The sequence below is a fragment of the Streptomyces thermoalcalitolerans genome, assembly GCF_039525155.1.
GTDB lineage: Bacteria > Actinomycetota > Actinomycetes > Streptomycetales > Streptomycetaceae > Streptomyces > Streptomyces thermovulgaris.
Map to the genome: position 1 here is coordinate 66,109 of NZ_BAAAHG010000001.1, position 23,469 is coordinate 89,577.

General features: G+C 72.0%; 18 protein-coding genes and 1 pseudogene. 13 read left to right on the forward strand and 6 right to left on the reverse strand.

Annotated elements, in window-relative coordinates; all coding sequences use genetic code 11:
* Window positions 1-139 precede the first annotated feature (139 nt).
* Window positions 140-1,447, forward strand: coding sequence for an MbnB/TglH/ChrH family RiPP precursor modification enzyme (locus tag ABD224_RS00300; protein ID WP_344045363.1), 1,308 nt, complete (start codon window positions 140-142; stop codon window positions 1,445-1,447).
* A gap of 360 nt (window positions 1,448-1,807) precedes the next feature.
* Here the strand turns inward: ABD224_RS00300 and hemQ are convergent, their stop codons facing one another.
* Both hemQ and hemG read right to left on the reverse strand, forming a co-directional pair.
* The gene (gene hemQ, locus ABD224_RS00305) at window positions 1,808-2,539 is read right to left on the reverse strand and encodes a hydrogen peroxide-dependent heme synthase (RefSeq protein ID WP_344045365.1); all 732 of its coding nucleotides are present in this window, start codon (window positions 2,537-2,539) and stop codon (window positions 1,808-1,810) included.
* A gap of 4 nt (window positions 2,540-2,543) precedes the next feature.
* The gene (gene hemG, locus ABD224_RS00310; RefSeq protein ID WP_344045367.1) at window positions 2,544-3,998 is read right to left on the reverse strand and encodes a protoporphyrinogen oxidase; all 1,455 of its coding nucleotides are present in this window, start codon (window positions 3,996-3,998) and stop codon (window positions 2,544-2,546) included.
* Between the two features lie 158 nt (window positions 3,999-4,156).
* Here hemG and ABD224_RS00315 point away from each other — a divergent pair, with 158 nt between their 5' ends.
* The 4 genes and pseudogenes from ABD224_RS00315 to ABD224_RS00330 all read left to right on the forward strand — a co-directional run bounded on the left by ABD224_RS00315 (window position 4,157) and on the right by ABD224_RS00330 (window position 8,900).
* Window positions 4,157-5,194, forward strand: coding sequence for a DUF4349 domain-containing protein (locus tag ABD224_RS00315; RefSeq protein WP_344045369.1), 1,038 nt, complete (start codon window positions 4,157-4,159; stop codon window positions 5,192-5,194).
* 25 nt (window positions 5,195-5,219) lie between these two features.
* Window positions 5,220-6,646 (forward strand): annotated as a pseudogene (locus ABD224_RS00320) (FAD-dependent oxidoreductase).
* A 179-nt stretch (window positions 6,647-6,825) separates the two neighbouring features.
* Complete coding sequence (locus tag ABD224_RS00325) at window positions 6,826-7,647, forward strand: rhomboid family intramembrane serine protease (protein ID WP_344045371.1); 822 nt, start codon at window positions 6,826-6,828, stop codon at window positions 7,645-7,647.
* Window positions 7,648-7,859: 212 nt separating this feature from the next.
* Complete coding sequence (locus ABD224_RS00330) at window positions 7,860-8,900, forward strand: vWA domain-containing protein (protein ID WP_344045373.1); 1,041 nt, start codon at window positions 7,860-7,862, stop codon at window positions 8,898-8,900.
* Between the two features lie 108 nt (window positions 8,901-9,008).
* On the opposite strand, the gene ABD224_RS00335 is transcribed toward ABD224_RS00330, so the two are convergent.
* Together ABD224_RS00335 and ABD224_RS00340 are read right to left on the reverse strand one after the other, a co-directional pair.
* Entirely contained in the window at window positions 9,009-9,257 is a 249-nt protein-coding gene (locus ABD224_RS00335) for a hypothetical protein (protein WP_344045790.1), read from the reverse strand.
* Between the two features lie 87 nt (window positions 9,258-9,344).
* A complete protein-coding gene (locus ABD224_RS00340) occupies window positions 9,345-9,725 on the reverse strand; it encodes a hypothetical protein (protein WP_344045375.1) in 381 nt (126 codons plus the stop codon).
* A gap of 962 nt (window positions 9,726-10,687) precedes the next feature.
* Here ABD224_RS00340 and ABD224_RS00345 point away from each other — a divergent pair.
* Window positions 10,688-11,179: a phospholipase gene (locus ABD224_RS00345; RefSeq protein ID WP_344045377.1), complete on the forward strand. Its 492-nt coding sequence runs from the start codon at window positions 10,688-10,690 to the stop codon at window positions 11,177-11,179.
* Window positions 11,180-11,784: 605 nt separating this feature from the next.
* A complete protein-coding gene (locus tag ABD224_RS00350; protein ID WP_344045379.1) occupies window positions 11,785-12,606 on the forward strand; it encodes an endo alpha-1,4 polygalactosaminidase in 822 nt (273 codons plus the stop codon).
* A gap of 9 nt (window positions 12,607-12,615) precedes the next feature.
* Here the strand turns inward: ABD224_RS00350 and hemE are convergent, their stop codons facing one another.
* Window positions 12,616-13,686: a uroporphyrinogen decarboxylase gene (gene hemE / locus ABD224_RS00355; protein ID WP_344045381.1), complete on the reverse strand. Its 1,071-nt coding sequence runs from the start codon at window positions 13,684-13,686 to the stop codon at window positions 12,616-12,618.
* Between the two features lie 124 nt (window positions 13,687-13,810).
* Here hemE and ABD224_RS00360 point away from each other — a divergent pair, with 124 nt between their 5' ends.
* The 6 genes from ABD224_RS00360 (at window position 13,811) to ABD224_RS00385 (ending at window position 21,737) form a co-directional block, all read left to right on the forward strand.
* Window positions 13,811-14,485: a DUF3000 domain-containing protein gene (locus ABD224_RS00360; RefSeq protein ID WP_344045383.1), complete on the forward strand. Its 675-nt coding sequence runs from the start codon at window positions 13,811-13,813 to the stop codon at window positions 14,483-14,485.
* Between the two features lie 448 nt (window positions 14,486-14,933).
* Entirely contained in the window at window positions 14,934-15,593 is a 660-nt protein-coding gene (locus tag ABD224_RS00365) for a LuxR C-terminal-related transcriptional regulator (protein WP_344045385.1), read from the forward strand.
* Between the two features lie 250 nt (window positions 15,594-15,843).
* Entirely contained in the window at window positions 15,844-17,142 is a 1,299-nt protein-coding gene (locus ABD224_RS00370; RefSeq protein ID WP_344045387.1) for a ribonuclease D, read from the forward strand.
* 539 nt (window positions 17,143-17,681) lie between these two features.
* Window positions 17,682-18,902: a thiolase family protein gene (locus tag ABD224_RS00375; protein WP_344045389.1), complete on the forward strand. Its 1,221-nt coding sequence runs from the start codon at window positions 17,682-17,684 to the stop codon at window positions 18,900-18,902.
* A complete protein-coding gene (locus ABD224_RS00380; RefSeq protein WP_344045391.1) occupies window positions 18,899-21,028 on the forward strand; it encodes a 3-hydroxyacyl-CoA dehydrogenase NAD-binding domain-containing protein in 2,130 nt (709 codons plus the stop codon). Before ABD224_RS00375 ends, ABD224_RS00380 begins: the two co-directional genes overlap by 4 nt.
* Window positions 21,029-21,344: 316 nt before the next feature.
* Window positions 21,345-21,737: a PIN domain-containing protein gene (locus ABD224_RS00385; protein ID WP_344045394.1), complete on the forward strand. Its 393-nt coding sequence runs from the start codon at window positions 21,345-21,347 to the stop codon at window positions 21,735-21,737.
* Between the two features lie 111 nt (window positions 21,738-21,848).
* Here the strand turns inward: ABD224_RS00385 and ABD224_RS00390 are convergent, their stop codons facing one another.
* Window positions 21,849-23,360 carry an amino acid permease gene (locus ABD224_RS00390; protein WP_344045396.1) on the reverse strand — a complete coding sequence of 504 codons (1,512 nt, stop codon included), beginning with the start codon at window positions 23,358-23,360 and terminating at the stop codon, window positions 21,849-21,851.
* Between the last annotated feature and the right edge of the window lie 109 nt (window positions 23,361-23,469).

Below are 23,469 nucleotides of genomic sequence, written 5' to 3' on the forward strand. Positions count from 1 at the left end.
ATCGCCGGATCCCGCCCCCCTCGAATGCCGCACCTCAAATGTTGCTCTGAACGTGCGGGGCCCGGGGTTCGCGGCCGGGCGCCGGGGCCATACCCCCTTCACATACCCGGACACGGAGGCAGGAAGGGGCGAGGGGACCGTGGAGCGGCTCGGGGTGGGGATCGGGTGGCGGCCGGAAATCGCGGAGGCCGTGGAGAGGATGCCGGGTGTCGACTGGGTCGAGATCGTGTCCGAGAACGTGTGCCCCGGCCATCTGCCCGAGTCGCTGCGGCGCCTGCGGGAGCGGGGGACGACCGTCGTGCCGCACGGTGTCTCGCTCGGCCTCGGCGGGGCCGAGCGGCCCGACGAGCGCCGGCTGAAGGCACTCGCCGAACGGGCGGAGGCGCTCGGCTCGCCGCTGGTGAGCGAGCACATCGCGTTTGTGCGGGCCGGTGGCGCGCCGACCGGCTCGCCCCGGCTGGAGGCGGGGCATCTGCTGCCCGTGCCGCGCACCCGTGACGCCCTCGACGTGCTGTGCGAGAACGTCCGCATCGCGCAGGAGGCACTGCCCGTGCCGCTCGCCCTCGAGAACATCGCCGCGCTGCTGACGTGGCCCGACGAGGAACTGACCGAGGGGCAGTTCCTGTACGAGCTGGCCGACCGCACAGGGGTGCGGCTGCTGATCGACGTGGCCAATCTGCACACCAACCACGTCAACCGGGGCGAGGACCCGGCCAGGGCGCTGGCCGAACTCCCCCTGGAGGCCATCGCGTACGTCCATGTGGCGGGCGGCTTCGAACGGGACGGGGTCTGGCACGACAGCCATGCCCACCCGGTTCCGCAGCCGGTCCTCGGCATCCTGGCCGACCTCGCCTCCCGGGTGTCCCCGCCGGGAGTGCTGCTGGAACGCGACGAGAACTTCCCCGAGCCCGCCGAGCTGGAGCGGGAGCTGGGCGCGATCCGGAAGGTGGTGGAGCCGGGTCGTCCGCCCGCCGTGCGGGAGCCGTACGAGGCCGTCCGCGCACCGGGGGCGGCCGACGCGCACGCCACCGGGCCCGCCCGGCAGCGGCTCGCCCTCGCGCAGACCGCTCTGCTGTCGGCGCTCGTCGCCGGGACGCCCGTGCCGGAGGGGTTCGACCGGGCGCGGATGGGGGTGCAGGCGCGGGCGCTGGCGGCCAAGCGGGCGGATGTCGTGGCCAAGGTGGCGCCGGAGCTGCCGGTGCTGCTCGGCGCGGGCTACCGGGCCGCGTTCCTCGCGTATGCGCGGACCCGTCCGATGAGCGGCGGCCACCGGCAGGACGCCCTGGACTTCGTGGCGTCCCTGCTGCGCGCCGGGCGACCGGACGACCCGGCGGTCCGGCGGGCGCTGCGGGAGTGGTGGCTCGAGCGGTCGGGGCCGGCCCCGCGGTCCGGCGGACCCGCGGCGCGGGTGGCCCGCGCCGCCCGGAAAGTGCTGCTGCGGCGCTGAGGGCAGGACTCCCCCGTGCGTGATCCCGCCGGACCGCCGGACGGTGCGTGATCCCGCCGGCGGCGTCCGGCACGGCGGTGCCGGTCCATGCCGGTCCCTGGAAGTGCGGCGGCACACCTGAGACGCCGTGCCGGCGGCTGAAACCGTGCCGACGGCCGTCCCCCGGTGCCGGGAAGCGACCGGGACATGGGCGCGCACGGCACCGCGGGCGGGCCGGCCCCGGGCGTCGGCCGGTGCCCGGGCGCCCCGGGCGCCGGGCCGTTCCAGGGGCGGCTCCCGGGGCGGCAGGCGGTCCGCGCCCCGCTCCGAGAGCCGTGACGGACGGCCCGCCGCCGGAAGGCGCTCAGGCCGACGAGGTGCTCAGGCCAGCCCCGCGACCAGCTCCGCGATGTCCTTGCGGCGGCCGGTGAAGAAGGGGATCTCCTCGCGCACGTGCAGACGGGCCTTCGCGCCGCGCAGGTGACGCATGAGGTCGACGATGCGGTGCAGCTCGTCGGCCTCGAAGGCGAGGAGCCACTCGTAGTCGCCGAGGGCGAAGGACGCGACCGTGTTGGCGCGCACGTCCGGGAAGCCGCGGGCCATCTGGCCGTGCTCGGCGAGCATGTGGCGGCGCTCCTCCTCGGGCAGCAGGTACCAGTCGTAGGAGCGGACGAACGGGTAGACGCAGACGTAGGCGCGCGGCGTCTCGTCGGCGAGGAACGCCGGGATGTGCGAGCGGTTGAACTCGGCGGGACGGTGCAGCGCCATGTTCGACCACACCGGCGTGAGGGCACGGCCGAGCCTGGTGCGACGGAAGAGGTTGTACGCCTCCTGCAGCTGGTCGCTGGTGTCGGCGTGCCACCAGATCATCAGGTCGGCGTCGGCACGCATGCCCGAGACGTCGTACGTGCCGCGAATGGTCACGCCCTTGGCGTCGAGCTGGCCGAACAGCTCCTGGACCTCCTCCGCGTAACCCGCACGGTCCTCGGGCAGGACGTCCTTCAGCTTGAAGACGGACCACAGGGTGTAGCGGATGACCTCGTTGAGGTCCTTGGCCAGCTTGCCCTTGTTCGGAATCCTGGCGGGCTCGGGGGTGGGGGCGTCAGCACTCATGGGGCTATTCTCCCGCTTCGCCCTGCGGACCCCGCACCGGGGTCCCGGTGGGGTCCTGCACCTCGTGAAGAACACCGCCGATCCGGTCCACGGCGGCGTACGCGCTCGCGATGCACGCCGGGATGCCCACGCCGTCGTACACCGCGCCGCACACCGCGAGGCCCGGGAGCTTGCCGATGTGCTCGTGGATGCGGGCCACGCGCGCGTGGTGGCCGACGGGGTACTGGGGCAGGCCGTCGGTCCAGCGGGTGACGCGGGTCTCCAGGGGCACCGCGTCCAGGCCGGTGGCCTCGCGCAGATCGTGCCGGGAGACCTCCACGAGCTCGGCGTCCTCCCGCTCCAGGATCTCCGTCTCGCCGTACCGTCCCACGGAGGTGCGCAGCACCACCACGTCCGGGTCCTCCTCGGCGAGCCAGCCCCACTTCTGGGAGGCGAAGGTGGACGCCTTGACGGTCCGGCCGTCGACGGGGGGCACGAGGAAACCGCTGCCCGGGGGCAGGGTGACGTCGGCGCGGCGGTAGGCGAGGGTGATCAGGGCCATGGAGGCGTACTCGACGGTCCGCAGCTCGGCGGCGGCCTCGGGGGACTCGGCGCGCAGCAGGTCGGCGGCGGCCGGCGCGGGCACGGCGAGGATCACGGCGTCGGCCCGCAGCACGCGGTCCCCGGCGACCACGCGCCAGGACGAGTGGTCCTGCCTGCGCAGCTCCGTCACGGGCGTACCGGTGAGGATCTCTCCGCCGCGGGCGCGCACGGACTGGGCGACCGCGAGCGGCAGCCGGCCCATCCCGCCCTCGATCCCCAGGAACACCGGCCCGGTCCGCGGTGCGGCGGCGGCCGCGGCCTGGAGTTCGCGGACCCCTTCCAGCAGCGAGTCGTGGGTCTGCGCGACCCGGAAGAGCTGCGGGACGGCCGAGCGCATCGAGATGCGGTAGGCGTCACCGGCGTAGACCCCGCCGAGCAGCGGCTCGACCAGGCGGTCGACCACCTCGCGGCCCAGGCGTGCCGCCACGTACTCGCCGACCGCCACGTCCTCGCCGACCTCCGTGCGGGGCAGTTCGGTGTCGCGCTCGATGCGGGCGAGGCCCTCCTCGGACAGCACACCGGCCAGCGCGGAGGCCGTGCCGGGAACGCCCATGACGTGCCCCGTGGGCATGGGGCGCAGGGCCCCGCGGGTCCAGATCGAGGCGGCCGCGGTGGCCGGCGGCTGGAGCTGGTCGGCGAGACCCGTCTCGCGGGCGAGGGTCACGGCCTCGGGCCGGCGGGCCAGCATCGACTCGGCACCCAGGTCGACCCGCACGCCCGCGATCTCCCCGGGCAGCAGCTTGCCGCCCACCCGGTCCGCGGCCTCCAGTACGGTCACGCGCGCTCCGCGCTGCAGCAATCGGTGTGCGGCGGCCAGCCCCGCGATACCGGCCCCGATGACGACGACATGGCCTGTGTCCCTACCCGTTGCGCTCATGCGCCCACTCTCTCAGACCCCCGTCGGCGCTCCGTCCGCACCCCGGTGTCCGGTACGAGTCCCGACCGTGACCGCATCGGAATCCTTTCCGGCGAACGTTCCGCGCGGCTCGTGCGTCGAAGAGGCAACCAGTTGTCACAACCGGGGGGTACGCCCTGATGCGCGCACGCTGTTCCGCTCGCAGACTCGCTCGCAGATCCGCCGGCACCGCTCGCCCTGCTCCCGCCCTGGCCGGGCTTCTGCTCGCCGCCGCGCTCGCGCTCACCGGATGCAGCGCGAGTGACAGCGGCGGCGGTCTCACCAGCAAGGCCACCGCGGGCGCCGCCCAGAACGACGCCCGCGAGGCCGCTCCGGGTGCGGGCGCGGCCGGCGACCAGGGTGCGGCCTCCGGCGCGCGGGCCACCGCCCCGCCCCGGCTCACCACGAGCCACATCATCCGCACCGCGTCGCTGACCGTGCGGGTCAAGGATGTGCCGAAGGCCCTGGAGACGGCCCGCACCGTCGTGGAGAACGCCGGGGGCTACATCGGCAACGAGACCACCACCCGCGACGAGGCGGGCCACGCACGCACGCGCGTGGTGCTGCGTGTGCCCGCCGACCGGTACGACGAGGTCCTGGCCGACCTGGAGGGCACCGGCACGCTGCTCGACCGCACGGCGAAGGCGCGGGACGTCACCGATCGGGTCGTCGACGTCGAGAGCCGGATCAAGTCCCAGCGGGCGAGCGTGGCCCGGGTGCGCGCCCTGATGGACCGGGCGACCCGGCTGAGCGACGTGGTCGCCCTGGAGGGGGAGCTGAGCCGCCGCGAGTCCGACCTGGAGGCGCTGCTGGCCCAGCAGGCGTCCCTGAAGGACCGTACGAGCATGGCCACGATCACTCTGTCGCTGTCCGAGAAGCCGGCGCCCAAGGCCGACGACGAGCCGGGGTTCGCGGACGCGCTGGCGGGCGGCTGGCAGGTGTTCGTCACCCTGCTGCGCTGGATCGTCCTGGCCATCGGCGCGGTGCTCCCGTTCGCCATGACGGCGGCGCTGGTCGCCGTGGTGTGGCGGTGGGGCATACGGCCCCGGCTGCCGCGCCGCCCCGCCCCCGTTCCTGCCCCCGCTCCTGGCCCCGTTCCTGCCCCCGGCCCCGCCCCCGCTCCCGCCGCGTCCGAACCGCCCGGAAAGCCGTCCGGAGAACCGGGCAGGCACACCTGACGGCCTGTGCCCGTAGCGTGGTCCCATGGGGACAAGCGCCAGGGAACGACTGGTCGTGATCGGCGCGGACGCCGCGGGGATGTCCGCGGCGTCGCAGGCACGCAGGATGCGCGGACCCGGCGAACTGGAGATCGTGGCGTTCGAACGCGGCCACTTCACCTCGTTCTCGGCGTGCGGCATCCCGTACTGGGTGAGCGGCGACGTCGACGGACGGGACCGGCTGATCGCCCGCACGCCCGAGGAGCACCGCGCGCGGGACATCGATCTGCGGCTGCGCACCGAGGTGACGGAGATCGACGTGGCCGCGGGCCGCGTCCGCGCGCGGGACGTCGACTCCGGCACCGAGTCCTGGACGTCGTACGACAAACTCGTGATCGCGACCGGGGCCCGTCCCGTCCGCCCCGGCCGGCCCGGCTTCGACGCGCCCGGCGTGCACGGTGTGCAGACCCTGGACGACGGCGAGGCCCTGCTCGACAGCCTCACGCGCGTGCGGGGCCGCCGGGCGGTGGTGGTCGGCGCCGGGTACATCGGCGTGGAGATGGCCGAGGCGCTGCTCAGGCGCGGCTACGAGGTGACGGTCGTCAACCGCGGCAAGGAGCCCATGTCCACGCTCGATCCGGACATGGGCCGCCTGGTGCACCGGGCCATGGAGGAGATGGGCATCACCATGGTCGACGACGCCGAGGTGACCGAGGTGCTCACCGGCGAGGGGGACACCTCCCCGCCCGGGGCGGGCCGGGGGTCCGGGGAAGGCCGGGTGCGGGCGGTGGCCACCGAGGACGCCGAGTATCCGGCGGACGTGGTCGTGCTGGGCATCGGCGTACGTCCCGAGACGACGCTCGCGCGGGCGGCCGGGCTGCCGCTCGGTGCGCACGGCGGGCTGCTCACCGACCGGGCGATGCGGGTGCGCGGCCACGAGAACATCTGGGCCGGCGGGGACTGCGTGGAGGTCCTGGACCTGGTCTCCGGGCAGCAGCGCCACATCCCGCTGGGCACCCACGCCAACAAGCACGGCCAGATCATCGGCACCGACGTCGGCGGCGGCTACGCGACCTTTCCCGGTGTGGTCGGCACGGCGGTGAGCAAGGGTGCGATCTGGAGATCGGGCGCACCGGGCTGCGGGAGAAGGACGCCCGCCGGGTGGGCCTGCGGTTCGAGACGGTCACCGTCGAGTCGACCAGCCGCGCGGGCTACTACCCCGGTGCCTCTCCCATGACGGTCAAGATGCTGGCGGAGCGCCGCACCGGCCGTCTGCTGGGCGTGCAGATCGTCGGCCGCGAGGGCGCGGCGAAGCGGGTCGACATCGCCGCGGTCGCCCTCACGGCCGGTCTGACGGCGGAGCAGATGACGGCGCTGGACCTCGGCTACGCCCCGCCGTTCTCGCCGGTGTGGGATCCGGTGCTGGTGGCGGCGAGAAAGGCGGCGGCCAAGGTCCGCGGCAGCGCTCCCTAGAGTTTCCTGGGGTGTTCCGTCCGGCCTCGGCGGAAAGGAGACCGGGCTGCCGGACGGCGGCCGTCGCCGTCACCCCTGCGGCCCGCCTTCCCCGGGCCGCAGGGGCTCAAGGAGTCATACGGACACGCGGACGGCGGTGTTCACCGATTCGGCGAGCACGTGAAGGGCAGTACTTTCCTGTGGTCATCCCCGTCCATGATGTGAACCCCACGCGGCGTACTCCCTGGGTGACGTACGCCCTGATCGTCGCGAACGTCGTCGCGTTCCTGTCCATGCCCGGAATCGCCGGCTCCGTGACGGGCGGCAGCACGCTGGCGGAGCTGTGCCGACTGGAAGCGTTCACGGAGCAGTACGCACTGGTGCCCAGAGAGCTGATCCACGGTCAGCTGCCGCCGCTGGTCCCGACCGGCGAGGCGGGCCTGGGGCTGCGCGGACCGGGCTGTGTGCTGGGGCCGCCGGCCTACGACAAGTGGCCCGTGCTGTCGGTCCTCACCTCGATGTTCCTGCACGGCAGCTGGCTGCACCTGCTGGGCAACCTGCTGTTCCTGTTCATCTTCGGCAACAACGTCGAGGACCGCATGGGCCATGTGGGGTTCCTGCTGTTCTACGTGGTCTGCGGCTACGCGGCCGGATACGGGTTCGCTCTTCTGAACTCCTCCTCCACCACCCCTCTGATCGGCGCCTCGGGAGCCATCGCCGGCGTCCTGGGCGCCTACCTGGTGCTGTATCCCAGGGCCCGGGTCTGGGTCCTGGTCCCCTTCCTGGTCTTCCTGCCGCTGCGGCTGCCGGCCTGGGTGGTCCTGGGCCTCTGGTTCGTGCTGCAGGCGCTCTACTCCGCCGGCGAGGCCGTCACCGAGGCGGGCACCGTGGCGTACACCGCGCACGTCATCGGCTTCGTCACGGGCATGCTGATCGCCTGGCCCCTCAAACCGGGCACTCCCCCGCCCCCCGAACCCGGCGGCATCCTCTTCGGCCGGCAGGCACGACGCCCCTCCTGGTAGAGCCGTCCACCGAAGGCCGGACAGCGCAAGGAAAACCGGGAAGGCCCGGGCAGGGGATCCGGACCGACGGGGCAGTGCCCAAAAGCCCGACCGGTTTCCCGGCGAACCGGGTTCCTGGTGAGGCGGGCCCTCCGCCCCCGCCGGAATCAAGATCGATTGTCAGTGGTGGATGAGACGGTGGGGACATCGAGTCGGAACCGAGGGGGGCCGCCATGTCCGGAAACCAGAACTACATCAACCACGTCGCTCTCGTGCTGGACGCCAGTTCGTCCATGGCGCACCTGAGCCGCAAGGTCGTCGAAGTCGCCGACCAGCAGATCGCCTACCTTGCCCGCCGGTCGAAGGAGCTGGACCAGGAGACCCGTGTCACGGTGTACGTCTTCGCGGACACGGTGGAGTGCGTCATCTACGACAAGGACGTGCTGCGGATGCCGTCGCTGAAGCAGCTGTACCGCACCGGTGGGATGACGGCTCTGCTGGCGGCCGCGCTGAAGTCGCAGCGGGAGCTGGCGCAGACGGCCCAGCTGTACGGCGACCACAGCTTCCTGACGTTCATACTCACCGACGGGCAGGAGAACGCCAGCCACCGCTGCCCGGACGCCCCTGCCAGCAGTCAGCGGAAACTGGTCGAGGCCGTGGCCGAGATGATCAGGACGCAGGAGGACAACTGGACGCTGGCCGTCCTGGTGCCGGACCAGATGGGCAGGCGCGAGGCCATGCAGTGCGGTTTCCCGAAGGACAACATCGCCATCTGGGACGCCACGAGCACCCAGGGTCTGGAGGAGGCCGGGCAGGTCATCCAGCAGGCCACCGAGAAGTTCATGGTGGGCCGCGCCCAGGGCATCCGGGGATCGCGGGCGGTGTTCTCCACGGGTGCGGACGCGGTCAACAAGGACACCATCAAGGCGGCCGGCCTCACCGCGCTGGACCCGTCGACGTACCAGCTCATCCCGGTGCCGCGGGAAGCGGCGATCCGGGACTGGGTCGTCGAGTGCGGGCACACCTACCGCACCGGCAGTGCGTTCTACCAGCTGAGCAAGTCGGAGACGATCCAGCCGCAGAAGCAGATCGCGGTGCTGGAGAAGAAGACGGACCGGGTGTACACGGGCCCCGAGGCCCGCTCCCTGCTCGGCCTGCCGGACGTGGCGGTCCGGGTCAAGCCGGACCACAACGACGACTTCACGATCTTCGTGCAGAGCACCAGCGTGAACCGGAAGCTCGTGCCGAACACCCGGCTGCTGCTCATGCTCTGACACCGCACCGGCTCTTCCGGCCTCGGACCCGAGGTGCCGCGGCGGCCCGCCTCGCCCCGCACACGGTTGCGGGCCGAGCGGGCCGCGGTCCCGTCGTGCGATGCCCTGTCACAGGCTCGTCAGGATCTGGGGCGAGAGGTCCTTGATGAGGGTGTTGGTCCAGCGCATCTGCCGCAGTGTCTGCGGATGGCATGCCGAGACCATGGCGAGCAGCCCGTCGTCCCGGGTGGCCTGCCCGGCGAGGGCGAGCAGGAACGCGGTCAGGAAGAAGAGACCGAGGCCGTTGTGGCGGAGGAAGCGGCGCACACGACGCCGTGCCGGTGCGGTGTCCCCGCCATGCTCCGGTGCGGGGGTCATCGGCGCATCAGCCCCACGGTCATGAAGTACGCCAGGCCGACCACGATCACGAGCAGTGTTCCGACGAACAGCGTTCTCACGGTCTTCTCACCCGCCCTTGAGCTCGCACTGGTACGGGCGCTGCGGCCGGGGCCGGCACCCGGCGGCGGTGACCTTCCATCCCGTGGGGAAGTGCGCCAGGAAGACGGTGTCGTGGTCCAGCACCACCCGGGCCTGTCCGCCGTAGACGTCCACGCGCCGTACGGCGCCCGCCGCCGGAAGGTCCTGCTCGCCGATCGCCTGAGCGCAGCGGCGCTTGGCCGACTGCTCCACTTCCTCCCTGGTGGAGGGAGCGAGGGCGGTGCACAGCCGTTCATGCTGTCCGGCGACCAGGGCGCGTTCGAATCGCGTCACCTGTGCGATGACGCCGTCGCGCCGTTCGGACGGCGTTCCGCAGGCGCCAGCCACGGCGAGAGTCACCGCTGCCACGACGCAGGGCCGTACCACTGTTCTGACACCCCGTCTCCCGTGCATCCCGCCCTCCCTGCGGCACCGGGCGGAATCGGGCCGTTCCGTCCACTGTGCGAGAAGTGGTCGCTCATTCATGAGACATGGGCTTCTTGGCGGCTGCAACCGGTCCGGGGCCGTTGAGGCTCCGTCCGGGGGCCGAGGAGGTCATGCGCAGCCGCACCCGGTGGGGTGCGCTCTCCCGAGGGGATCCGGGCTTTCCGCCTTTCCGAAGGGGGCGGGCACCCGTCCGGCGCATGCACCGCACGTACTCGTCTGAGCCGCGCACGGAAACGCTCGTGGCCGAGATGTTCCCCCAAGAGACGGAGCCAGGGGTCCGGCCAGGGAGCTCATGGGCGTCGGTGACGGGTCCGTTCCTCCCCGCCGCCGGGCGCCTCGCCGCCTGCGCCGGTCCGGCGTCCGCGGCCCGTGGGTCCGGGGTTCCTCTCCGTGGTGAAATCCTGTCCCGCGGAAAAGCAAGCCCTGAACCGGCCTTCTTTCTCTCCGTGTTCGCGTCCCCGGCCGATCCTGCCCTCATGGCCCATGGCGAACGAGGGAAAGCCGTGGACAAACGACGCGAACAGCCCTTGATGCATCTCGTCCCGTCACCGGACGGACGCACTGTCGGCCACGCTCCGCGCGACAGTGTCCTCGCCTGAATCACACCTGATCCCCCGGATCATCCGAACCGGGGTGAACCAGGGTGAACCCATCGCTCCGCCTCTGCCGAATCAGCCGGAGGCGCCCCTGGCTCACACCCATGGCCAGGGTGAATGGGCATCAGACCCCGAACGGCGGCTCATGTCGCGCGTTGTGCGACCTGACGGGTGATCGGCACACCGGCCTGTCCTGTTCTGTGCTGTACCTGACAGCAGGATCTCGCCAAGCTTTATCCGCCCCGAAGACCCCATCGGGGCGTCCCCTCACCCACGAAGGTTGCGCGCATGAAACGTGTTGCCTTGCCGTTCGCGGCTGCCGTCGTGTCAGTCCCTCTCGTCCTGCTCCCTGCCGCATCCGCTTGGGCAGCTCCCGCGGACAAGTCACAGGTGCTCAGCTCCTGGACCCAGACGAGCGCTTCCAGCTTCAACGCCTGGAACGCCGCCCGCCAGAACCAGGGCGCATGGGCCGCGTACGGTTTCGACTGGTCGACGGACTACTGCACTTCCTCGCCCGACAACCCCTTCGGCTTCCCCTTCCAGCTCGCCTGTGCCCGCCACGACTTCGGTTACCGCAACTACAAGGCGGAAGGCACCTTCTCCGCCCACAAGGCCCGGCTCGACTCGGCGTTCTACGAAGACCTGAAACGCGTCTGCGCGAACTACTCGGGCGCGACCCGCACCGCTTGCAACAGCACGGCATGGACGTACTACCAAGCGGTCAGCGTCTTCGGCGTGTCGGCGACCGACGTGGGAACCGGGAAGCAGCCGGCTGCCTGATGTGCCCCTCCTGGAAGTCTGACAGGTGACGTCCCCTCTGTGAGCGGGTACTGCCGTTCTCTCCGCGATCACCATACGCCCACCGGCAGTCCCCCACATCCACCGGGCATGATTTCCAGTCAGGCCGTGCGTGCCCCGCGGGGCGGTGGGACGGCTCGCCGTCATCACCTCATCACCGCCCCGCGGGGCCATGCCGCTTCCGTGCGGCCCCGCGCCGTTCCGGGGCCGTGGCGCCCGGGCCGGGCGGACACCACATGTCCTCGCCCCGCGCGCACGCACGCCGCACCCGCCGGCCGCTGTCCGTCCGGTGCGGCATCTGCTTCAGGAAACTGTCCGATTCCCCACGCCTCCTGAGCCGGAGGCAGCAGGCGCCCCGGCCGGTCCACTCATCGCTCCGGGCGCACCACGCCGCTCCGAGCGCACCACGCGCCCCGCCCGGCCCTCCGGCGCGCACGGCCCCGGGTCCCGTACCGCCTTCCCCGCCGTGCCTGCCACCGTGACGCTTACTCTGCACCGGAACGTGCCCACCCGATGCCGGCCCACGGCGGTGCACCGCCCCGAGCCGGAGCGGCCCCGGCCTCGACCGGCTCGACCAGGACGGAGCGATGAGGACCAGGACACTGATGTGCGCGGCCGTACTGACCGCGCTGGTGGTCTCCCTGCTGACCGGATGCTCCGGCGGCGGCCGGGACGAGGGCGGGTCCCCGCGGCCCGGCGCCGGCGGCACGGGACTGTGGCGGCCACGCCCCGGTCTGGCCTGGCAGTGGCAGCTCGACGGCAGGGTCGATCCCTCGGTCGACGTGCCCGTCTACGACATCGACGGCTTCGAGAACACCGCGGCGGACGTGGCCCGTCTGCACCGGGCCGGCCGCAGGGTGATCTGTTACATCAACGTCGGCGCCTGGGAGGACTTCCGGCCCGACAAGGACGCCTTCCCCCGCTCGGTGCTCGGCGCGGCCAACGGCTGGCAGGGCGAGCGCTGGCTCGACATCCGCCGTGTCTCCGTGCTGCGCCCGATCATGGAGCGGCGGTTCGACATGTGCCGGGACAAGGGCTTCGACGCGGTGGAGCCCGACCTGATGGAGGGGTACTCCCATCGCACCGGGTTCCCGCTCACCGCACACGACCAGCTCCGCTACAACCGCATGATCGCCGAGATCGCCCACGAGCGCGGGCTGTCGGTCGGCCTCAAGAACGACCTTCCGCAGATCCCGCAGCTCGTGGACGACTTCGACTTCGCCGTCAACGAGGAGTGCGCGCAGTACGGCGAGTGCGAGCGGCTCACCCCGTTCGTGGCGGCCGGCAAGGCGGTCTTCCATGCGGAGTACGCGGTGCCGGCCGACGCGTTCTGTCCGCAATCGCGCAGGCTGAGGCTGTCGTCGATGCGGAAGAAGCCGGACCTGGGGGTGTGGCGCGAGGCCTGCTGAGCGGGTGGCTCAGCGGGCCGTCTGCGTGTGGACGTACTCGACGAGGCGGGTGAGCGCGTCCGGGTCGGTGTTGGGCATGACGCCGTGGCCGAGGTTGAAGACGTGCCCCTCGAGCTTCGCGCCTGCGTCCAGCACCTCGCGGGCCTTGGCCTCCAGGGCCCGCCGGGGGGCGAAGAGCGCGGCCGGGTCCAGGTTGCCCTGAAGCGCCTTGCCGGGGCCGACGCGGCGGGCGGCCTCGTCCAGCGGGACGCGCCAGTCGACGCCGACGACATCCGCGCCGGCCTCTCCCATCAGCCCGAGCAGCTCGCCGGTGCCGACACCGAAGTGGATGCGCGGGACGCCGTACCCGGCGACGGCCCGGAAGACCTTCGCGGAGGCGGGCAGCACCGACCGGCGGTAGTCGGCCGGGGACAGCGCGCCGGCCCAGGAGTCGAAGAGCTGCACGGCGCTCGCCCCCGCCTCGATCTGCACCTTCAGGAAGGCGGCCGTGATGTCGCTGAGGCGGTCCAGCAGGTCGGCCCACAGCTCGGGGTCGCCGTACATCATCGCCTTGGTGTTCTCGTACGTCCGTGACGGGCCGCCCTCGATGAGGTAGCTCGCCAGGGTGAACGGTGCGCCGGCGAAGCCGATCAGCGGGGTCGGGCCGAGCTCGCGGACGAGCAGGCCGACCGCCTCGGTGACGTAGGAGACGTCCTCGGGGGTCAGGTCCCGCAGCCGCCGGAGGTCCGCGCGGGTGCGCACCGGCTGCTCGACGACCGGGCCGACGCCGGGCTTGATGTCCAGGTCGATGCCGATGGCCTTCAGGGGCACCACGATGTCGCTGAAGTAGATCGCCGCGTCGACGTCGTGGCGGCGGACCGGCTGCAGGGTGATCTCGGCGACCAGCTCGGGCCGCATGCAGGACTCGAGCATCGGGATGCCCTCGCGGACCTTGCGGTACTCCGGCAGGGAGCGCCCGGCCTGCCGCATGAACCACACAGGGGTGTACGGCACGGGTTCGCGCCTGCACGCCCTGAGGAAGGCGGAGTCGTAGGTGGCTGTCTGCGGCTGCCGGCTTGCGGGCGTGTCGTTGGCACTCACACGGCCAGTCTCGCATGCCCCGACCGGACCAGGGTCCCCGGTGTGCGGTCCCCGGGCGGCACCGTCGCAGGCAGCGGGGTGTCTTGCCCTGCACAAAGGCGCGATTCCCCTTAATCTTCCCGGCATGGCTGCGGCTCAGGGACGACTGTCGGACGGCGCTGGCGGAATGGACGACGCGAAGGACGGGCACGGGAATGCGGGCAGGGCGGCTCAGGCACCGCTGACCTTCCTGGCCGCGGTCGACGCGCTGCGGTCCGCGCGGCTGCGACCGCAGGTGGAGATCGAGCAGGTCCCCCCGCCGCAGCGGCTCGCCCCGTTCGCGTACGCGCTGGAGGCCACGGTCGTCGACGGCGAGCAGGAGCTCGCCGACGGCCGCCTCGTCCTGCTGTACGACCCGGCCGGACACGAGGCCTGGCGGGGCACGTTCCGGCTGGTGACGCTGGTGCGCGCGGAGCTGGAGCCGGAGATGGCGGCCGACCCGCTGCTGCCGGACGTGTGCTGGTCCTGGCTGACCGGGGCGCTGCAGACGCGCGGGCTGACGTACGGCGAGCCGAGCGGCACCGTCACGCGCGCGAGCTCGCACTACTTCGGCGGGCTGTCGGCACGTCCCGCCGCCTCGCAGATCGAGATCCGCGCCTCCTGGACGCCCCGGGAGGGTCTGGGCGGGGTGCCGGACACCGCCGCCCACCTCGCCTCCTGGTGCGATCTGCTGGCGCAGGTGGCCGGGCTGCCGCCGGCCGGGCCGGGCGACGCGTCGGTGGTGACGCTGCCGCAGCGGCGCGGCCCGCAGTCGCACTGAGGCCGCAGTCGCACCGAGGTCCTGCGGAGTCCGGTCCACGGCACGGCCCCCAGCCGCACGAGGTCCGCTCCACGGCACGGCCCTCGGCCGCGCACAGTCCGCTCCACCGGCCGGACGTAGTCCGCCCACGGCGGGGTCCGTACCACACCGCGGCCGACCACGCACCCGCACGTACACCTGTCCGAGTGTCTCGTTGTTTTCTTGCCGTGTCTTTGTCGATACGGCCACTTTCGAGCACACACCGACCCTGAACAGCCCAAAGTGGACCGATTTGACCTTCGGATGGTCGCCAGCCTGTCCGAATTACACGCCGCAACAGTCACCGGATCGTGATCATTCTCTAAAGGACACCGGGTTTGGTGCCGAAGACGACTGTGACCTTGCAAGCACGGTTCGTCCCGGCTTGATCCCCACAAGCCGGCCCCGTCCCCCCACCCCAGGAGGCCTGGTGTCCGTTCTCCTCGAGCAGCCCGCAAGCCTGGTCGCCTACCGTCCGAACAAGCCGACCGCCATGGTCGTCGTGGCCGACCCGCGCGTCCGCTCCACCGTCACCCGTCATCTGTGGGCGCTCGGAGTCCGTGACGTCATCGAGGCGTCGTCCATCGCGGAGGCCCGTCCCCGTATCGGCAATCCGCGTGACATCTGCGTCGCCGACGTCCACCTGCCCGACGGTTCGGGGCTCACCCTGCTGTCCGAGACCCGCGCCGCCGGGTGGCCCAACGGCCTGGCCCTGTCCGCCGCCGACGACATCGGCGCCGTCCGCAACGCTCTCGCCGGAGGCGTCAAGGGCTACGTCGTCACCGGTACCCGCACCAACGTCGGGCTCCCCATGCGGCCGGGTGCCGCCCCCATCGGCGCCGCCGCCCGTCTGCACCGTCGCCCCCCGGGTGCCCCGAGCCACCCGGGCGGCTACCGCGAGCTGTCCGGCCGCGAGGTCGAGGTGCTGCGGCTGGTGGCGGAGGGCCAGTCGAACAAGGCGATCGGCGTCTCGATGGGTCTGTCCGCGCTGACCGTCAAGAGCCACCTCGCCCGCATCGCCCGCAAGCTCGGCACCGGTGACCGGGCCGGCATGGTCGCCGTGGCGCTGCGGACCGGCATCATCCACTGATTCCTCACCGGCATCCGCCCACCGGCCGGGCCGCTCCCCGTCCCTCTGTCCCCTGTGCCCACCCTTCCTCTTGTCCCCTCGCCCCCAGTCCCTCCTTGTCCCCCACTCGGTCCCACCCAGACTCCGGCCGTCTCTCCCATGTCCGCCGAGAACCGGATGTGACCTCGGCTGACCGGTTCACGGCCCTCCGGCGCCCGCCGACGGAACGTTCCGTCGGCGGGCGCCGTCCATCCACGGATACCCTTGACAGGTGACCGACGCCCAAGAGACCGCAGCAGCCAGTTCACTGCGCATCACCGGGGGCGCCCCTCCGGGCGATGGCGGCTCCTTGGACACCAAGGCGCCGATCCCGCTGCTCGAGCCCCGCGGGGGCATACCGCCCGTGGTCGCCGACGCGGACGCGCTCGCCCGGGTGACCGCCGCCTTCGCCGCCGGCTCCGGCCCCGTCGCCATCGACGCCGAACGAGCGTCCGGCTACCGCTACGGCCAGCGCGCCTATCTGGTGCAGCTGCGCCGCGAGGGCGCCGGCACCGCACTGATCGACCCCGCCGCCTGCCCCGACCTGTCCGGCCTCGGCCAGGCCCTGTCCGGCGTGGAGTGGGTGCTGCACGCCGCCACCCAGGATCTGCCCTGCCTGCGCGAGATAGGCATGGTGCCCACCACCCTGTTCGACACCGAGCTGGCCGGCCGGCTCGCCGGGTTCCCGCGGGTCGGGCTCGGCGCGATGGTCGAGAGCGTGCTCGGGTTCACCCTGGAGAAGGGCCACTCCGCCGTCGACTGGTCCACCCGCCCGCTGCCCGAGCCCTGGCTGCGGTACGCGGCGCTCGACGTGGAACTCCTCGTCGACCTGCGTGACGCGCTGGAGAAGGAGCTCGACCGGCAGGGCAAGCTCGAGTGGGCCCTGCAGGAGTTCGCCGCCATCGCCTCGGCCCCGCCGCCCGAGCCCCGCAAGGACCCCTGGCGGCGCACCTCCGGGGTGCACAAGGTACGGCGCAGACGGCAGCTCGCCGTCGTGCGGGAGCTGTGGCAGACCCGGGACCGCATCGCCCGGCGACGAGACGTTTCACCGGGCAAGGTGCTGTCGGACGCGGCCATCGTGCAGGCCGCGCTCTCCCTTCCGGCCGACGTGCACGCCCTCGCCGCGCTGAACGGCTTCGGATACCGCATGGGACGGCGGCAGCTGGAGCAGTGGCAGGCCGCGATCGACCGGGCCAGAGATCTCGACGACTCCGAGCTGCCCCAGCCCGGACAGCCGGTGACCGGGCCCCCGCCGCCCCGGACCTGGGCCGACAAGAATCCCGCGGCGGCGGCCCGGCTGTCCGCCGCGAAGAGCGCGGTGTCCGCGCTGGCCGAGCGGCTCAGTCTGCCGCAGGAGAACCTCATCGCCCCGGACACGGTGCGGCGGCTCTGCTGGGAGCCGCCGAGGAAGGCCGACCTCGACTCGGTCGGCGCCGCGCTCACCGCGTACGGGGCGCGCCCCTGGCAGGTGGAACAGGTGGCACCGGTGCTGGTGGACGCGCTGTCGGTCAAGGACGCCCCGTCGTCGTAGGGCGCCGCGCCGCAGCGCGGATACGAGCAGCACACCGCGGCCGGCCGCACGGTGCCCCCATGCCCGTGCCGGGCGCCCCGCCCACCGTGCCCGTGCCGGGCGCCCCGCCCACCGTGCCCGTGCCGGGCGCCCCGCCCGGTCGCTCCCCTCGACCGGTGAGGTCATGGGGTCATGGCGCCATGCCGTCGTCAGGGCGCCATCCCGCCGTGCCGTCACAGGGCGCCTTGCCGTCACGAGGTCACAGAGCTTGAAGTCACGGGGCCGCGAAAGCCACGAAGGCATGAAGCGCCATGAAGTCATGAGGTCATGAGGTCATGAGGTCATGGACGGCCGGGAGGATCCGGGCCCGCCTCCCGCGCCGGCTCCTGCACCCGTGCGCGTGCATCAGTGCGCGCGGTTCGAGAACTCCTCCGATGGTGTGACCTTCACCGCTGTAGGCGTGGGGGCTGGGCAGCGACATTACCGGCGAGTAGCATAGGTCTGAGCGCGCGCTCAGCGCAGCGCGGCAGTGCCATCCCGCACCCTGGAGGAGAGCCATCGTGCCTCGTACCGTCAGGGACGTCGTCTTCGTCGACGGCGTCCGCACCCCGTTCGGCAAGGCAGGCCCGAAGGGCATCTACCACGAGACCCGCGCCGACGACCTTGTCGTGAAGACGATCCGGGAGCTGCTGCGCCGCAACCCCGGTCTCGACCCGAAGAAGGTCGACGAGGTCGCCATCGCCGCGACCACGCAGATCGGCGACCAGGGCCTGACCATCGGCCGCACCGCCGGCATCCTCGCGGGCCTGCCCACCTCGGTCCCCGGCTACGCGATCGACCGCATGTGCGCGGGTGCGATGACCGCCGTGACCACGGTCTCCGGCTCCATCGCCTTCGGTGCGTACGACGTCGCCATCGCCGGCGGTGTCGAGCACATGGGCCGCCACCCGATGGGCGAGGGCGTGGACCCCAACCCGCGGTTCGTCAGCGAGAAGCTGGTCGACCAGTCCGCCCTGTTCATGGGCATGACCGCGGAGAACCTGCACGACCGCTACCCGCAGATCACCAAGCGGCGTGCGGACGAGTACGCGGTGCGCTCGCAGGAGAAGGCCGCCAAGGCGTACGCCAACAACAAGATCCAGCCGGACCTGGTCCCCATCGCGGTCCGCCGGACGAACCCCGAGGGCGGCGAGACCGGCTGGGGCCTGGTCACGGCCGACGAGCCGATGCGCCCGGGGACGACCCTGGAGGGGCTGGCCAACCTCAAGACGCCGTTCCGCGTGCACGGCCGGGTCACCGCCGGCAACGCGGCCGGTCTGAACGACGGTGCCACCGCCTCGATCATCGCGAGCGAGGAGTTCGCCCGCGAGCACGGCCTGCCGGTCAAGATGCGCCTGGTCTCCTACGCCTTCGCGGGTGTGGAGCCGGAGGTCATGGGCTACGGCCCGATCCCGGCCACCGACAAGGCGCTGGCCAAGGCGGGGCTCGGGATCGGCGACATCGGTCTGTTCGAGATCAATGAGGCCTTCGCCGTCCAGGTGCTGGCCTTCCTCGACCACTACGGCATCGCGGACGACGACGAGCGCGTCAACCAGTACGGCGGTGCGATCGCCTTCGGTCACCCGCTCGCCTCCTCGGGCGTCCGCCTGATGACGCAGCTGGCCCGCCAGTTCGAGGAGCAGCCGCAGGTCCGTTACGGCCTGACCACCATGTGCGTCGGCTTCGGCATGGGCGCCACGGTCATCTGGGAGAACCCGCACTTCGACGGAGGCGACAAGTGAGCACCACCGCTGAGCTGTTGAAGGCCGCGGCCGAGCTGTTCCCGGACGAGGTCGTCACGCAGGCGCACGTACGCCACTTCGACCTTCCGCTGGGCGCGGGCCGTTTCGCCCTCATCACCCTGGACAACGGCCTGGACCACACCAAGCCGACCACCTTCGGCCCGCAGTCGCTGGCGAACCTCGACGCCGCCCTCGACCAGGTCGAGAAGGAGGCCGCGGACGGTGAGATCGTCGGCGTGGGCATCACCGGCAAGCCGTTCATCTTCGCGGTCGGTGCCGACCTCAAGGGCGTGGAGCTGCTAAGGCAGCGCGAGCACGCGCTGGCCATCGGCCGGGGCGGCCACGAGGTCTTCAAGCGGCTGTCGAAGCTGGCCGTCCCCTCCTTCGCCTACTACAACGGCGCGGCGATGGGCGGCGGTGTCGAGGTCGGTCTGCACTGCACCTACCGCACGGTGTCCGCGGCCGTCCCCGCCTTCTCCCTCCCCGAGGTCTTCCTCGGCCTGGTCCCGGGCTGGGGCGGCTGCACGCTGCTGCCGAACCTGATCGGCGCGGACAAGGCCGTCTCCGTCATCATCGAGAACAGCCTCAACCAGAACAAGCAGCTCAAGGGCAAGCAGGTCCACGAACTCGGCATCGCCGACGCGCTGTTCGAGGGCGCGGACTTCCTGGAGCAGTCGCTGGTCTGGACGGCGTCCGTCCTCAAGGGCGAGATCGAGGTCGAGCGTCCGGTGATCGACCGCGGCGAGGCCTGGGACCAGGCCGTCGAGCGCGGCCGGGCCATCGCCGACTCCAAGGTGCATGGCGCGGCCCCGGCCGCCTACCGCGCCCTGGACATCATCGCCGCCGCCAGGAACGGCGACCTGCAGCAGGGCTTCGACGCCGAGGACGAGGCCCTCGCGGACCTGATCATGGGTGGCGAGCTGCGTGCCGGCCTCTATGCGTTCAACCTCGTCCAGAAGCGTGCCAAGCGCCCGGTGGGTGCGCCCGACAAGGACCTGGCGCGCCCGGTGACGAAGGTCGGCGTGGTCGGCGCGGGCCTGATGGCCTCCCAGCTCGCCCTGCTCTTCGTGCGCCGGCTGGAGGTGCCGGTCGTCCTGACCGACATCGACCAGGAGCGCATCGACAAGGGTGTGGGCTACGTCCACTCCGAGATCGACAAGCTGCTCGGCAAGGGCCGTATCGACCAGGACAAGGCCAACCGTCTCAAGGCGCTGGTCACCGGTGTGCTGGACAAGGCCGAGGGCTTCGCGGACGCGGACTTCGTCATCGAGGCCGTGTTCGAGGAGATGGGTGTCAAGCAGCAGGTCTTCGCCGAGGTCGAGGCGGTCGTCCCGGAGCACGCGATCCTGGCGACGAACACCTCCTCCCTGTCGGTGACGGAGATGGCCTCGAAGCTGAAGCACCCCGAGCGGGTCGTCGGCTTCCACTTCTTCAACCCGGTCGCGGTCCTGCCGCTGCTGGAGATCGTCCGCGGCGAGCGGACGGACGACGCCTCGCTGGCGACCGCCTTCGCGGTGGCCAAGAAGCTGAAGAAGACCGCGGTGCTGGTCAAGGACGCTCCGGCGTTCGTGGTCAACCGCATCCTGACCCGCTTCATGGGCGAGATCCAGAACACCATCGACGAGGGCACCCCGGTCGAGGTGGCGGAGAAGGCGGTGGAGCCGCTGGGCCTGCCGATGTCGCCGCTGGTCCTTCTCGAGCTGGTCGGCCCGGCCATCGGCCTGCACGTCTCGGAGACCCTGCACAAGGCGTTCCCGGACCGCTTCAAGGTCTCCCCGAACCTCAAGGCGGTCGTCGACGCCGGCAAGCGCGGCTTCTACGTCTACGAGGACGGCCGGCCCACGCTGGACCCGGAGGTCGCCGCGCTGCTGAAGCAGGGCGACACGGTCCTGACGGAGGAGCAGGTCCGCACCCGGGTCCTGGAGGCGGTGGCCCAGGAGATCGGCCTGATGCTCGACGAGGGCGTCGTCGCCGAGGCCCAGGACATCGACCTCTGCCTGATCACCGGCGCCGGCTGGCCCTTCCACCTGGGCGGCATCACGCCGTACCTGGACCGCGAGGGAATCAGCGAGCGGGTGAACGGCAAGCGGTTCCTCGAGCCCGGGGTGGCGTCGGTCCCGGCGTGACGCCCGCACCGCGCTGAACCCGTGCTGAACCCGTACCGAGAGGGCCCCCGCCACGGCGGGGGCCCTTCGCCGTGCTCTGGGCCGTCCGCCGGCCCGCCCGGAGGAGGACCCGGCCGGGGCCGGGCGGGATCGGGCAGGATCGGGGGCACGGCACGGCCCGCCGGGCCGTCGCTTCGTCCGTCCCCGGGACGGCCTCGTCTTCATGGATGTACGGGCGAGGCGGCCCGTTCGGGGAGCCCGCAGAACGTGCGGGGCCGTGCCGCCGTCGCCGAGATCACGGGTCGCCGGAGCCGCGGCCCGGGGAAGGTCCGAGCCCATGCCCGAGAACCGGGACACCGCTGCCCTGCCTCTGCTCGTCGTGGACGGCGCGAACGTCGTCGGCTCCGTCCCGGACGGCTGGTGGCGCGACCGCCGCGGGGCCGCGGAGCGCCTGCGGGACCGGCTGGTGGCGTACGCCGAGTCCGGTCTGCCGGGCCGTCCCGGGCCGCTGGACGTCGTCCTGGTCGTGGAGGGAGCGGCCCGCGGGGTGGAGCCGGTGCCGGGAGTACGGGTCGAGTCGGCCCCCGGCAGCGGCGACGACCACATCGTCGGACTCGTCGAGCGCGCCGGTGACCGTCCCGTCCTGGTCGTCACCGCCGACCGCGAGCTGCGCCGTCGCGTGACGGAGCGGGGAGCCGAGGTCACCGGCCCGCGGACGGTGCACGGCTGAGGACCGGCCGGAGAGACCGGACGCCCCTGGCCCGCGGACGGACGGCGCTCCCCTCCCGCGACCGCGGTCCCGCACCCCCGCCGCGGTGGCGGGGAGCCCGCCTGGCAGGGCCTACCCGTCCGTCTTCGGCGCCGTCTTCTCCGGTGGGCTCCCGGCATGCGCGAGGCGGCTGTGGGTGCGGCCGTAGAGGGCGTAGACGGCGATGCCGATCGCCATCCAGATGCCGAAGCGGAGCCAGGTCTCGGCGGGCAGGTTCAGCATCAGCCACAGGGAGGCGAGCACCGAGAGAGCCGGAAGGAGCGGGACCAGCGGGGTCCGGAAGGCACGGTGCAGGTCGGGGCGGCTCCTGCGGAGGATGATCACGCTGAGCGCGACGATGACGAAGGCGAACAGCGTGCCGATGTTCACCAGCTCGGCCAGCTCGCTCAGACTGGTGAAGCCCGCGACGACGGCGATCACCACACCGAGCAGGATGGTCGGGCGGTAGGGAGTGCCGAACCGCGGGTGGGTGCGCGAGAAGAAGCGGGGCAGCAGGCCGTCGCGGCTCATCGCGAAGAAGACGCGGCTCTGCCCCAGGAGCAGGATCATGCACACCGTGGTCAGGCCGACCGCGGCACCGAAGCTGATCAGACCCGCGAACCACGGGTGCCCGGTGGCCTTGAACGCGTCGGCGAGCGGGGCGTCCACGGACAGCTCGCTGTACTTCTGCATACCGGTGACGACGACCGCCACGGCGACGTACAGCAGGGTGCAGATGACCAGGGAGCCGAGGATGCCGCGCGGCACGTCGCGCTGCGGGTTGCGGGTCTCCTCGGCGGCGGTGGCCACGACGTCGAAGCCGATGAAGGCGAAGAAGACGACGGAGGCGGCGGTGAAGATGCCCATGACGCCGAAGTTCGAGGGCGCCCAGCCGAACAGCAGCTGGATGAGCGGCGCGTCGAGGGTGCCGCCCGCCGCCGTCGGCTGCTCGGGCGGGATGAACGGCTCGTAGTTGACGCCGTTGACGAAGAACGCGCCCGCGATGATCACGACGAGCACGACGCCCACCTTGATGGCGACGACGACCGAGGTGAACCGCGCGGAGAGCTTCATGCCGACGACGAGGATGGCGGTGAGGGCCAGGACGAGAAGGGCGGCCAGCAGATCGAAGCCGAAGCCGGTGGCGGTCTCCCTTCCGGCGAGGTACTCGGGCAGCTGCCAGCCCACGTTGTCGAGCAGGGAGTGGATGTAGCCGGACCAGCCGACGGCGACCACCGCCGTGCCGAGCGCGAGTTCCAGCACCAGGTCCCAGCCGATGATCCAGGCGGGCAGTTCGCCGAGCGAGGCGTAGGAGAAGGTGTAGGCGGAGCCGGCCACCGGGACCGTGGAGGCGAACTCGGCGTAGGAGAGCGCGGCGAGCGCGCAGACCGCACCGGCCAGGACGAAGGACAGGGACACGGCGGGGCCGGCGATGTCCCGGGCGGCCGCACCGGTGAGGACGAAGATCCCGGTGCCGATGATGACGCCGACGCCGAAGACGGTCAGGTCGAGGGCGGAGAGGGACTTCCGTAGCGCGTGTTCCGGTTCCTCGGTGTCCTGGATGGACTGCTCTACGTTCTTCGTCCTCAGGAGCGTGCTGGTCACGGCCTACCTCCCCGGTTGTCGTCCTCGACCCGATCGAGGGGCTGGGGATGCGTGTTGCCCCGGCACTGGCAGATTCACGCAGCAGGGCCGGTTCCGCCACCTGTAAGGG

Excerpts from the sequence above, each read along its gene's own strand:
- ABD224_RS00345 (WP_344045377.1), top strand. The coding sequence starts at position 10,688 with ATGAAACGTGTTGCCTTGCCGTTCGCGGCTGCCGTCGTGTCAGTCCCT.
- ABD224_RS00330 (WP_344045373.1), top strand. The coding sequence starts at position 7,860 with ATGTCCGGAAACCAGAACTACATCAACCACGTCGCTCTCGTGCTGGAC.
- ABD224_RS00350 (WP_344045379.1), top strand. The coding sequence starts at position 11,785 with ATGAGGACCAGGACACTGATGTGCGCGGCCGTACTGACCGCGCTGGTG.
- ABD224_RS00335 (WP_344045790.1), bottom strand. The coding sequence starts at position 9,257 with ATGACCCCCGCACCGGAGCATGGCGGGGACACCGCACCGGCACGGCGT.
- ABD224_RS00360 (WP_344045383.1), top strand. The coding sequence starts at position 13,811 with ATGGCTGCGGCTCAGGGACGACTGTCGGACGGCGCTGGCGGAATGGAC.
- ABD224_RS00385 (WP_344045394.1), top strand. The coding sequence starts at position 21,345 with ATGCCCGAGAACCGGGACACCGCTGCCCTGCCTCTGCTCGTCGTGGAC.
- hemQ (WP_344045365.1), bottom strand. The coding sequence starts at position 2,539 with ATGAGTGCTGACGCCCCCACCCCCGAGCCCGCCAGGATTCCGAACAAG.
- hemG (WP_344045367.1), bottom strand. The coding sequence starts at position 3,998 with ATGAGCGCAACGGGTAGGGACACAGGCCATGTCGTCGTCATCGGGGCC.
- ABD224_RS00315 (WP_344045369.1), top strand. The coding sequence starts at position 4,157 with ATGCGCGCACGCTGTTCCGCTCGCAGACTCGCTCGCAGATCCGCCGGC.